This is a genomic window from Fischerella sp. PCC 9605 (genome assembly GCF_000517105.1).
GTDB lineage: Bacteria > Cyanobacteriota > Cyanobacteriia > Cyanobacteriales > Nostocaceae > PCC9605.
Map to the genome: position 1 here is coordinate 24,697 of NZ_KI912154.1, position 12,380 is coordinate 37,076.

Sequence of the window (12,380 nt, forward strand, 5' to 3'; positions counted from 1 at the left end):
GTATAAATTATTTGTTATAGATAGATTTAGGAGTAATAACTTGCTACCCCCTACTGCTGACAAAATCATGGAGGTTGGACTTGGGTTCTGGGCCTCTAAGGTGCTACTGAGCGCTGTAGAAATAGAGTTGTTTACCGAACTGGCTCAGCATCCTAAAGATATTGAGACTTTGCAGGCTCAGCTCGGCTTACATCCAAGATCGGCACAGGATTTTCTGGATGCACTGGTAGCGATGGGGTTTCTCCGCAGAGAAGGAAAAATTTACCACAATACTCCCGACACCGATATGTTTTTAGATAAGCGAAAGCCCTCTTATATCGGTGGGATACTGGAAATGGCAAACCATCGCTTGTTCGGTTTCTGGGGACACCTGACAGAGGCATTGCGGACAGGCGAGATGCAAAACGAAGCCAAAGGTGGTGGAGAAAACTTCTTTGCAGCAATTTACGCCGAGCCTGACCGACTCAAGGAATTTCTTCGGGCTATGTCTGGCGTCAGTCGTGGCGCGAATATTTGTATTGCCGAGCGTTTGCCTTGGTCTAATTATAAGTCCTTTGTAGATGTTGGCACAGCTCAAGGCGATTTGGCCGTGCAGATTGCTAAGGCTAATCCACATCTCAGCGGGATTGGATTTGACTTGCCTGAAGTTGCTCCCATATTTGAGGATTATGTCGCCGAACAAGCTGTTGGCGATCGCATTCGTTTTATCGCTGGTGACTTCTTTAAGGACGATTTACCAAATGCCGATGTTATTCTCATGGGTCATATCTTGCATGACTGGAGTCTGGAAGAGAAGAAAATTTTGATTCGTAAGGCTTATGCATCTCTTCCCGAAAACGGGATTTTGGTTGCTTATGATACTGTGATTGATGATGAGCGATGCAAAAATCTGTTTGGTTTGTTGATGAGCTTGAATATGCTGATTGAAACCCCAGCAGGATTTGACTATACAGGATCTGACTGCTGCCAATGGATGAAAGAAGCCGGATTTCGTGAAACGCGAGTAGAACACTTGATTGGGCCAGATTCGATGGTGGTGGGTATCAAGTAAATCTTATTAGTTTCCGAAATGACGAGTGTCGGGGTGGCAAGATTACGATACTTGATGCTAAAAAATTGCAAGCGATCGCCTCTGGAGATACAGGGGCTGAAGTCCTTACCTAACCAAATTTTGAAGTGTGTATTCCTTTAGGTGTAATTCCAGTGGAAGAGAAGTTGATTTTCTGCTTAGTTTAAGCAAAACAGATGACGCCATTTCTTATTTTGAACGAAATCCAGATAGAACAAGTAATTTGAAAGCTTCGACTGAGAAGGCGTATTGCTCGGTCGTAGTTACTTTTAATCCTTAGAATTTCCTTATTTTTGATTGGTAATATCGTTAATTGAATCTAGGAATTAAACTTTAACCTTTTTTGAAAGTTGAGATTTTGTAACCCAGATCACTTTTTTTTGCTCGCAAATATATCACCTTAGGGATGAGGAAAGCCGAGCGCGAAAAACAGCAAGATTAATTGCAGTTCTTCTATGTTCTATCCAAGCTAATGGTACTCCAAACAATTGATGAGTTAGATTCAAACTACCGTCAGACGTTCACGATTAATGACATCAAGAGGATGAGTGTTTATCCTCAAGGAATTAATGAAAAGATTGGTACAGTCAGCGACATTATATTAGATAACCAAGGCCAGCTCCGTTATCTAGTCCTCGACTTAGGAATCCAGATTTTTGGCAAGAAAATATTACTGCCAGTCAGTTGTGCCCGCGTTAGCTATAAGACAAATCGCGTCTACGTGGATCTGACAAGAAAGCAAGCAGAAGCTTTACCTGGATACAATGAACGCACAGTGCTGAATCACGACTATGAAGAAAAGTTGAGGGCGGTATATCGCACTCAACCTGAGCTATCTGCGGTCTCTACGTCTGTGTACGAGATGAATGAGCAGGATTCTCAAACCCTCAGACTGTACGAAGAACGGTTAATTGCCAATAAAAATCGCTTCAAAGCAGGGGAAGTAGCAGTTGGCAAGCACATAGAAACTGAAACTGCACAGGTTTCAGTGCCGATTAGAAAGGAGCGAGTTGTGATTGAGCGAGTGACTTCACCAGGCGCTGGCAAGCCACTTGCTTTTGGGGAATTTGCCTTCACGGAAGGCGAAGTGGCACGTTTGGAAGTTTACGAAGAGACTCCTGAGATTCACAAACAAGCTTTTGTACGTGAAGAAATCAGAGTCAAGAAATTGGTAGAGCAACAGACAGTTGAAGCTCAAGAGACGCTTAGGAAAGAAGATTTAGATATTAACACTGAGGGGCATCCGGTCGTAGAAAGGATTTAGTAATGAGTCATTTTATGGGTAGTAGTTGTGGTTACATCACGGCTACTTTTTTGATTCATCGTACACTTATTCTCATCTGGTAGACTAACGGATTTTTGGTGCAGCGGGAGTCATTCAGGAGCAGACAATCCCTTCCGTCACCAACATCGCAATTTTTGTTATTACGTTGAAATCATCCTACAAAATCTGCGATCGCACTAGTAAAATTGCGGACAAGTACAGGCTAAAAATCATATCCCACCTAGTACCTGTCAAGGGTTTGTAGTAAGCACCAAGCGTGCTTAAAAATTCAGGACTAAAGTCCTGACTACGAACTTTGCGATTCATCAATTCAAATTTGACAAACTACTAGGGCGTGTTTTCAAACTCCTAAATGTCATTCTGAGCGAAATGAAATGAAGCAAAGAATCTCGTAAAAATCAGGGTTATAGAGATGCTTCACTACGCTGTCGCTTCGTACCCTACGGGAAGGCTACGCCTACAGCATGACAAAACTGATACTTTGAAAACACACCCTAGTCCCCCTTGAAAAGGGGGAAATACTTGTGAAAATCCCCCTTTTTAAGGGGGATTTAGGGGAATCTTCAAGAATCAAGTTCTGATAACTGAACTGTATTGGCAGTTAACTCCGGTTGCATTGGCTTCACTGGGAAGCGGAATATAGCAATAATTGCCCTCACAGTAAATACAAACATCGCCATAGCGCCAATGGCAAAAATGATGTCACCGGGAATTCGCAACCATACCGTCCACCGCATCCAAGGACTGCTAATTACTTCCGCACTGCGAGCAAACCAAGTACCGTGATTAATTGATTCTGCTAGCTGATAGAAACCATTGGGAATTAATCCCAAAACTAACATTCCTACTAAACCACCATTAATCATCCAGAAAGAAAAGCGCAGCAACCATTCATTCCAAGCGTTCTCTGGTACAAATTCCCGCAAGGCAAACAACATCAGTGCCAATGCCAAACAACCATATACACCAAATAAAGCAGCATGAGCGTGAATTGGTGTAGTATTTAAACCTTGCGAGTAGTAGAGAACAATCGGAGGATTAATTAAGAAACCAAAGATACCTGCACCGACTAAATTCCAAAAACAGGTAGCGATAAAAAAGCGTAGAGGCCAGCGATAAAATCCTTCTGCTTCTTGAGATAGTTTCAAAGTCTTCAATACCTCAAAACCAATCAGCGTTAGAGGAACTACTTCCAAAGCTGAAAATACTGCTCCCATTGCGGCAATAAATGACGGTGTACCGGAGAAATATAAATGGTGCAATGTGCCAATGACGCCGCTACCCAAGTACAAAATTGTGGTGAGGTAAGTCGCACGCAAAGCCGAAGATTTTTTGAGGAAACCCAATTCACTACACAAATAAGCAATGACAACAGTAGCAAATACCTCAAAGAAACCTTCTACCCAGAGGTGAACTACCCACCAGCGCCAATATTCGGCAATGCTTAAAGGTGTGCGATTTGTATATGCCAAACCTACTGAATAAAACAGAGGAATTGTAATCGCACTGTAAAGGAAAAAGTGACTCAAACCAGTGGGATTTTTCTCTTTTTGCAAGGCAGGTTTGAAAGCACGATACATCAGCCACAGCCAAAATATCATGCCACCAATGAGCAGCAATTGCCATACTCTTCCTAATTCAATATATTCATAGCCTTGGTGTCCCCAAAGAAAGCTATTTTTTACATCTAAAACTCCTGTTACCGCCTGCCAAGTTCCAATCATTGAACCAACAACAACGAGGGCTAAGGCTAGAAGTAAAACGGTATTACCAAGCGCTTGAAATTTCGGTTCAATACCACCGAAACGTGGAGCAAAATAAAGTCCAGCTGCTAACCAACAAGTAGCAATCCAGAACACAGCTAGTTGTAAATGCCAGGTGCGAGAAGCAGCATAGGGCAAGAAATTAATCAGAGGAATTCCGTAAAAACCTTCCCCTTCCACAGCATAGTGTGCAGTGAACATCCCCATGATAATTTGCACCAAAAACATCGTCATCGCTACGCCAAAAAATAGCGAGGTGACTTTTTGGCTGGGGGTAGGAATTCGCACAGCCGGACGTGCTGGAACTGGCTGAATTTCATCTGCTTCTTCCTGGGTAAGGTAGACAAATAGAAATACACCAATTCCCGCAATTAAAATGATGACCGAGACTATTGACCAGATAATAAATTGCCCTGGCGCTTGATTGCCAATTAGGTCATCGTGAGGCCAATTCGCAGTATAGGAAAATGGGGCGTTTGGTCGATTTGCTGCTGCTGCCCAAGCTGTCCATGCAAAGAAGGATGTAACGTTGTGAATTTGGGTATTGTCTTTAAACCAGCCATCAGGTATTGAGTGAATTGCAGAGCCGTGGGCTAATAGTTGTTGATAGTCTTGGAAGACCTTTTTTAATCCTTGCGTTTGGGCATTGGTCAGGATTAATTCGTGGGTTTCGGGGTCGTAACGATTGGTTTTAAATTGTTCGCTGACTTGAGCTTCTAAACTCGCTCTTTCTGGGGCTGATAATGCTTCTAAATCGTCTTGCGAAAAATTCGGATTATCGTTGTATAAAACCCCAGCGGTTGCTAATCCCCAACGATGAAGTACGTCAGCTGTCCAATCTGGAGCGAGATAACTTCCGTGTCCCCAAACACTGCCAACGTGTTGACCACCACGAGCTAAATAAGTTTCTTGTCCGGCTTGAATTTCTGCCTTAGTGAGGATGATTTCTTGCTGAGGAGAACGTACGACTTCTGGCACGGGAGGAGCGTTTTTCCAAATAACAGCCCCTGCTGCTAGTAAAACAGTAAAGGCAACGATGCAGATTAGTACTAACCAAGCAGGAAAACTGAGCGATCGCTTTTTTCGAGCCATTGAAATATCGGTATCAACTAACGTGGTGTTAGCCATAGCTAAACCTCCAAAACTTTGGCAAAATTCTCAAAATTTTGATTCAAATAATTTCACAATCAAATGAAAGGTAGCCAAATGTATAATTTGGCTAAAGAGCTATTAAGTGCGCGGGCAGAACTGAAAGGGCAACAATTGTCAGAAAAACAAAGGCTGTTGTACTTTCTAGTATCGCCGCAAATTGAATTTTTGCAGTGCGATACCATTCTTGATTCAAGGCAACAATGCCAAATTTAATTAGTGCCAATCCAAAGGCTAAAACTGCCGCTGGAGATAACCAACCCAGCCAATAGAATAAGAAGACAATTAGGGTTGCAACAGCATGATAAATTGTCCCCGGAATTACAGAACTGGTTTTAGGTTTCCGCAGTTTAACTGTAAAAATAGCACTAGAAAAGAAAAGGGTGTTCAGCGCCCACAATCCCATTACACTGGGGGAAATTACGCCAGTTGTTACAGCGTAGGCGAAGGGAGTAGAAAGGCAAACCGCAGCAAAGGTGATTAGTTCATTGAAAACAGATTTTTGCTCTCTTTGCAAAACTGAGAAAGCATCAATAATTAAAGCAGCTAATGCACCTGCATAAATCCATAAGACAACTGGATAGCTGAGGTAAAGCCAAATCGCAATTCCACCAGAAATTACAGCATACAACCCACCCCAAACAAGAAAACGCGGCTTGAGGGTGCGACGTTGTTTGATTTGCATTACTAAAGGATGTTCAGCCTGGAAGCCACAAAAGGCGCATATTAAAGCTAGCGTTGTTGATAATGTCCAAGCTTGTGCAGCCGCTGCACCAATCAGAAAAGAAACTAGCAATATCACGTAGACTCCATGTTCTGGAGAAAACGTCTGGCGATACCACGCTTGGGGGTTGGGTTTGGTTATAGTTTGGGTATTGCTAGATGCATTGATGGTTGATTGAGTCATCATCCTCATCTCTTTGCAGGATAAATATTTATCAGACTGCTACAGAATACTTTTCTCGTTCCCGTGCATCGACAACTAAAGGTAAACAAAGAATCGCGATCGCCTTTTGCCATTCCTTTTTAACCTGCCTGTCTTCTAGCCCATTAAACGATTCTACTAAGCGGGGAATTGCAGTTTCTAAAGCCGGACGAGGTACGGGACGATGTAACTCTACTAAATGAGTAAGGCTTTCTTGATGGTTAACGAAATTAATTACCCAATTTGTTGTATGCTCTGGGCTATCAGGAACACGCTTAACATCTAACTCATTTTTCAACCAATCATAAAAAGGTGGTAATTCTTTAGCTAAGACACTTCCTGCTGTAGGCAAAGTTTCCCTCAGAAAATTTATGTCTAAGCTGTCTAGCTGTTGCTGAAAATCAAGTGAATTCAGGCACTCACTTAGCGTTTTTGAGAGTAGAGTTTCTACTTGAGTTTGAGATAAATCTAAGTGTTGAGTGAAAGTTTTAAGTGTTGATTGCATCGTTAAAATTTGTTGTTTGTTGTTTGTTGTTTGTTGTTTGTTGGTGGTTGTTTGTTAGTGGTTATTCTCCCACTCTCCCCATCTTCCACTCTCCCACTCTCCTACTCCCACTCCCTATTCTCTACTAACTGCACAGAGAATGATATAGCCTAATTCATGACGGTATTTATGGAAAACACGGCGCATTGCTAAAACACGTTTGCGGATGGGTTCTTGTGTCAAAATATTCCATAAAATCCGAATTGTGTTGGCTACGCCTTCATCTTGAAACATTCTCCGCCAATTCAATAACATCATTGGCCCGGTTTGATGTTTCTGCACTTGCAATCCGGCTGTTGCACAAGCAGCAATCCAGTTAGGTTCCGATAAGGGTGTAGAATTAACTCGAATTACTTCTGCTAACTCAGAATGAATTTCTTCTTCTTTGTCGTGGGCTAATAATTCATGACAGAGAAATTTACCACCTGGTTTGAGTTTATTGTGAATTCCAGCTAAAATCTTGGCTTTTCCTAGAGGAGATTGCATGGTGAGAATTGCTTCTGCCAAAACATAATCAAACTTTCCTGGTATAGGCTCTAAGTGAAAAATATCACCTTCCATAATTTCGACTTGATTTTCTAAACCAGCAGCATGGATGTTGGCACGTGCACGCGCTACACTCTCAGGATTTTTTTCTACACCTACCACTTTGACATTGTAGCGTTTGGCAATATTTATTGCACTGTAACCAAAGCTGGAGGCTAATTCTAAAACAGTTTCACCTGGTTGAAAATTAGCCCATTCAAATAATTGCTCTGTGGCTAATCTTCCGCCGGGACGCAGATATTTTTTACCTGCTACTGCTAAAACTTGGTGTCCGGGAGCTTTTTGGAAATTGAGAGTGGCATTAGTCATGTGTCTGACCTCTTTGCACTGATGCTATCCTCAATGTGTCAAAAATCTATTAAAGCTTCTATGAGGTAGCTCAAAGAAGGAATGATTTTCACCAATGGACTGGGTACTGAGTATTGGGTATTGGTGATTGGGTACTGGGTATTGGGCGAAGATTCTTCTCCTAACCTACCTAGTCACGACTCCCCAGTTTCCAGTACTGTGTGCATATGTGGTCTTGAATATAAAATATAACGACGCTTTATGCGATCTGAACGAAAACAAGTTGCGATCTAACGTCAGCTTGTTGCGATCTAACGTCCGCTTGTCGTGACGTAACGTCAGCTTGTTGCGATCTAACGTCAGCTTGTTGTGATCTAACGACAGCAAGTTTTGGAGTTACCTCATTAAAACTCAATCTGGTTCAGCGCGATCGCTTATGTAAAGACATTGCACAGTACAGATACAAACTGTAAACTTATAGGCGATCAAATTTCTCCGTCTCTCTTCTTCGTGTCTTCTGTGTTCTACCGTTACGGGCGTCTATGTGTTTCGTTACCTTAACGCCACGCCCACACAAAATCAGTGTGCAAACAGACAACTGTCATCCTTTGCTAACCTCTCCTCACAAGTTCCTCAAAATTTTTACTTATAACTCAAGTTGGAGAGAGTTAAAAGTTAGGTGAATCTTTTTAACAAGAGAGAGCGAGCGCGCGCACTCAAAAACAGTGCAACCAAGTCACGATCAACTAACTCCCCACACACAAGACATATCTGAATGCCGTACCGACCTAATCTGTATTAAATATTACTTTTAACTTGGTTTATGGCAAGAAGACGGGCAATACTCCAGATGGTACAAAAGCCGCAGAACTCTTTGCATCAAGGGCGAACCCAATGCATGGACGGGACGCTAAGGGCGCAATCGCATCTTTGGCATCGGTTGCCAAACTATCTTACCAACACTACTAGGATGGTATTTCCCACACATTCTCAATTGTGCCATCGACACTGGGCAAAACAGAATATATCCAGATCAATAACCTAGAACGTCGATTCAGTATTCAGAAATTGTCTTTATGAACCAGACAAGGGAGAGTGGGAGATAGGGAGGTGGGGAGACTGTCCGCGCGAAATCCCCCCATCACCCCATCCCTCCTTGTCCGAAGATTACTGAATCGATGTTCTATTAGGGATATTAAAACGCTATTTTTCATCAGGAGAAAGATCCAATGATGGAGAATAAGAAAATCAAACTTATTATTGCACTGGTGCTAGCACTGCTGATGTTGTTGCTATGGGGAACAGCAGCAGCACAAATTAAAGATTCTGGTCGAGATATTGTCCGATTTGGCAGTGATGTCACAATTGCAGAGAACGAAGTTGTTAAAGACGCAGTGGCGATCGCCGGTTCTGTTACAGTTTTAAACAATGGGCATGTTACAGGAGATGCTGCTGCTGTGGGTGGTGATGTCATCCTCAAAACAGGAGCTAGGGTAGACGGTGATGTTACTGCTGTAGGTGGAGAAATTTTTCAAGAGCCAGGTGTCACAATTGGCGGGGATGCAGTCACAGTTTTAGACCGTAGCGGTGGCGTGATGCACGGCATAAGACGCTGGGGATTGTGGGGAACGCTAGGACGTATATATTTGCTCAACGCCGCTTTTTACACCTTGTTCATGCTAGCAGTTGCCATTGTTGGTGTGGTGTTGATGTTGCTGCGGCCCAGTTTTTTACAAAGTATCACTGCAACTATTAGTCAGCAACCACTCAAAAGCTTGGGCTGGGGTTTAGGAGGCGTCGTCGCATTTCTGCTGTTATCAATTCTCACTGGCGGGAGTCTTTTGGGGGCAGTATTAATTCCCATAGCTGCTTTACTGCTTGGAGTTGTAGGACTCTTGGGAGCAAACAGCCTGGGTTTGTTGATTGGGGAAAAAACCTTGAGACATAGACGTTCCCCAATGCTGCAATTCCTGGTGGGGATAGTCATTCTCGCTGTGATTAGTCTCATTCCCCTTGTCGGAGGATTGACATTTTTAATCTTAAATCTCTTTGGACTGGGAGGAGTTTTGGCTTCACCATTGGTGACAGAGAAAATTAGAAGTTGGCGGCAAAAAGAACGACCATCAATAAATGAGCAAATCTATAACCATCAACAAGAGACGACTACAGAAAGATAAGGATTAATAAGACGACAGCCCGAATGCTTTTATAAGCGCACTTTTGAAGTGCGATCTCACAGAGTGGGCGATCGCCAATACATTCTTGATAAGGAGGTAGTCAAGCAGCTTTTCTATGGAATGTTCAGGATTTTAGGTATAAAATGTCATAAATCTTGCACAAAATACCGTGAACTTCTGTGATTAGATGCAAAATTTCAATTTATGCGCGAACCGACAATTTTCTTTTCCACATCCTGTGAAAAGTCAGGATAAAAATGGGTACAAATCCACCAAAAAATCAACAGCAACACAGCTTTACAGACGAAGAAATCAGCCCAAGAGCATACGAACAATGAAGGCAGGCTAGTTCGGATTCGATATTCTGAGTATCGTTGCTATGATGCTAGCCAAGAAGGCGGCGATCAATATATGGTCTTGGAAGTATTTGGCTCAAGAAATAAGGTGTCATAACTTAACGTGAGTTCAACGGCTATAAAAGCACAAAAAGCTTGCAAGATAGGAATCTGAGAAAATTTTTTAGTTCGTCGAACTCACGTTATACCGATTTAATAAATGTTTACAACCCATCCTGATGTAGAGACGCGCCATGGCGCGTCTCTACAATGTCTATTTGTCGCATTATTTTTTCAAAATGGTATTAATAAGCAGTACATTCTCGTATAGCTAGTACCTCTGCACTAACTTTTCTCAACAAAAAAGCCGCCATAGAGGGTGGGTTTAGGACAGTTGTGTTATTTTCCAATACAAAACCGACTAAAAATCCGGTCAAGCACGGATTCTGTTACTTCTTCTCCCGTAATTTCCCCTAAAGCATAAACTGCACCTCTCAGGTCAATTGTCCAAAAATCAAGAGGTAACTGCTGGGCAATCGTCGTTTGTACTTGTTCGAGGGAAGTTTTAGTTTTTACTAGTGCAGCAGCTTGTCTTTGATTAATGGCTAAATCCAGATCGGCAGCTTGTATTTTCCCAGTTTGGACTTGTTCTAAAATCGCTGTTTCTAAAGCATCAATGCCTTGATTTTGGGCTGCTACTGTTTTTACAACTTGGTTGAATTCTGTGGGATACTCCACCACTTCTGCTGAGGCGAGGTCGATTTTGTTAATAACCAAAATTAAGGGACGATGTTTTACCTGTTCGTAAATTTCTTGATCAGCTGCTGTCCAACCCGCTGAGGCGTCAATGGTTAACAACACTAAATCAGCGGCGCTAGCAGCATATCGGGAACGCTCAACACCGATTTTTTCCACTTGGTCTTCTGTTTCCCGAATGCCTGCTGTATCCAGCACCTGAACGGGAATTCCACCCACTACTAACTGCGATTCCACGACATCACGGGTTGTACCAGGCAAATCTGTGACAATAGCGCGATCGCTCCGACTCCACGCATTCAACAAACTCGATTTTCCTACGTTCGGACGCCCAACAATCGCCACTTTTAATCCCGTGCGTAACAGTTCGCCTTTATCGGCGGTTGCTAGCAGTTTGGTAATTTCTACGGAAATTCTCTCAATTTCTGATATGATTGCTTTATCATCCAGCGGAGGTAAGTCTTCCTCAAAATCAATCCGCGCCTCAATTTCTGCCAAGATATCCAAACATTGAGCGCGTAACTGCCGAATCGGATGAGCTAACTTGCCTTGCAAACCAGCTAAAGCAGTCTGTGCAGCTTGGGGCGATCGCGCTCCTACTAAATCAGCAATACTTTCGGCTTGTGTTAAATCTAGTCTGCCATTTAAAAATGCCCGCAGGGTAAATTCTCCAGGTTGAGCTAGCCTTGCACCGTTTTCCAGGCATAGTTGCAACACTTGCTGCACTGCCATAATTCCCCCGTGGCAATGGAATTCCACAACATCTTCACGGGTGTAGGAACGCGGTGCTTTCATAATCAAAAGCAGTGCTTCATCCACGACTTGTTGTGTTTGGGGATGGTGGATATAACCGTAGAGAATGCGGTGACTTTCCCAAACTTGCCGCCCAGGCGCATGGAAAAGAGTTTTGGCAATGTGCATTGCTTCTGAACCAGATACGCGTACAATCCCAACACTACCCTGTTGGGGAACAATAGCGGTGGCGATCGCAGCGATGGTTCCAGTGGTGGCAAAAGTTTCTGACATCAGCGCCCTTTTCAGGAAAAGATTGAATCTATAGTCGATTGTAGAGATTTGGATTTGAGATTTTAGAAATGTAACATTCAAGGTTTGAAAAGACAGTCACAAGGTTAAGATTTATTAGAAGAACAGAAGTATTTTTGCTTAGCAGCAAGAATGACTGTAAGTCACGTTCTCAAAATCAGAGCATAGGAGGTCAGCGTGGAAGAGGGAAAAGAAAATAATCCCCAAACCAGCGACAAAGAGCGCACTGCGGATGAACAATCTTATGTAGAGGAAGCATCAAAGTTCATCCAAGAGACTTCGCTAGAAAAAATGCATGAAATAGCTGAAGCAGCACGACTCAAAAAACTCATGGAACCGCCGAAATGGGTATTGCCAGAAGATTAATAACTGCTTGGCAAAGTCCAGAGTCAAAAGTCAAGAGTCAAGTGTTTTGAACTCTGGACTCCGTTAATAGTTTCAGATTTCCATCGGTATGTTTGGTGTTCTAATTGCGATTCCAGAGATGTAACATAAAATC

At 42.8% G+C, this 12,380-nt stretch carries 11 protein-coding genes; 5 read left to right on the top strand and 6 right to left on the bottom strand.

Annotation, left to right across the window (positions count from 1 at the left end):
* Positions 1-40: 40 nt before the first annotated feature.
* Together FIS9605_RS0134180 and FIS9605_RS0134185 are read left to right on the top strand one after the other, a co-directional pair.
* Positions 41-1,051, top strand: a complete 1,011-nt coding sequence (locus FIS9605_RS0134180) for a methyltransferase (RefSeq protein WP_026736483.1) — start codon at positions 41-43, stop codon at positions 1,049-1,051.
* A 490-nt stretch (positions 1,052-1,541) separates the two neighbouring features.
* Entirely contained in the window at positions 1,542-2,333 is a 792-nt protein-coding gene (locus tag FIS9605_RS0134185; RefSeq protein ID WP_026736484.1) for a DUF2382 domain-containing protein, read from the top strand.
* A 177-nt stretch (positions 2,334-2,510) separates the two neighbouring features.
* On the opposite strand, the gene FIS9605_RS43650 is transcribed toward FIS9605_RS0134185, so the two are convergent.
* From FIS9605_RS43650 to FIS9605_RS0134210, 5 genes are all read right to left on the bottom strand, one after another.
* Positions 2,511-2,660 carry a hypothetical protein gene (locus tag FIS9605_RS43650; protein WP_155960667.1) on the bottom strand — a complete coding sequence of 50 codons (150 nt, stop codon included), beginning with the start codon at positions 2,658-2,660 and terminating at the stop codon, positions 2,511-2,513.
* Between the two features lie 257 nt (positions 2,661-2,917).
* On the bottom strand, positions 2,918-5,245 hold the full coding sequence (locus FIS9605_RS39515; protein ID WP_035140778.1) for a nitric-oxide reductase large subunit: 2,328 nt from the start codon (positions 5,243-5,245) through the stop codon (positions 2,918-2,920).
* Between the two features lie 91 nt (positions 5,246-5,336).
* Positions 5,337-6,176, bottom strand: a complete 840-nt coding sequence (locus FIS9605_RS0134200; protein WP_231510595.1) for a YwiC-like family protein — start codon at positions 6,174-6,176, stop codon at positions 5,337-5,339.
* 28 nt (positions 6,177-6,204) lie between these two features.
* Entirely contained in the window at positions 6,205-6,696 is a 492-nt protein-coding gene (locus FIS9605_RS0134205) for a hypothetical protein (RefSeq protein ID WP_026736486.1), read from the bottom strand.
* A gap of 114 nt (positions 6,697-6,810) precedes the next feature.
* On the bottom strand, positions 6,811-7,590 hold the full coding sequence (locus tag FIS9605_RS0134210) for an SAM-dependent methyltransferase (protein ID WP_026736487.1): 780 nt from the start codon (positions 7,588-7,590) through the stop codon (positions 6,811-6,813).
* A 795-nt stretch (positions 7,591-8,385) separates the two neighbouring features.
* Here FIS9605_RS0134210 and FIS9605_RS46385 point away from each other — a divergent pair.
* A complete protein-coding gene (locus FIS9605_RS46385; RefSeq protein WP_269321131.1) occupies positions 8,386-8,538 on the top strand; it encodes a glycine radical domain-containing protein in 153 nt (50 codons plus the stop codon).
* Positions 8,539-8,798: 260 nt separating this feature from the next.
* Positions 8,799-9,746 (top strand): hypothetical protein, encoded by a 948-nt coding sequence (locus tag FIS9605_RS39520; RefSeq protein ID WP_051470296.1) that lies wholly within the window; start codon positions 8,799-8,801, stop codon positions 9,744-9,746.
* A gap of 734 nt (positions 9,747-10,480) precedes the next feature.
* On the opposite strand, the gene mnmE is transcribed toward FIS9605_RS39520, so the two are convergent.
* Positions 10,481-11,863: a tRNA uridine-5-carboxymethylaminomethyl(34) synthesis GTPase MnmE gene (gene mnmE / locus FIS9605_RS0134220; RefSeq protein ID WP_026736488.1), complete on the bottom strand. Its 1,383-nt coding sequence runs from the start codon at positions 11,861-11,863 to the stop codon at positions 10,481-10,483.
* 195 nt (positions 11,864-12,058) lie between these two features.
* Here mnmE and FIS9605_RS0134225 point away from each other — a divergent pair, with 195 nt between their 5' ends.
* Positions 12,059-12,247 carry a hypothetical protein gene (locus FIS9605_RS0134225; RefSeq protein ID WP_026736489.1) on the top strand — a complete coding sequence of 63 codons (189 nt, stop codon included), beginning with the start codon at positions 12,059-12,061 and terminating at the stop codon, positions 12,245-12,247.
* The last annotated feature ends 133 nt before the right edge of the window (positions 12,248-12,380 follow it).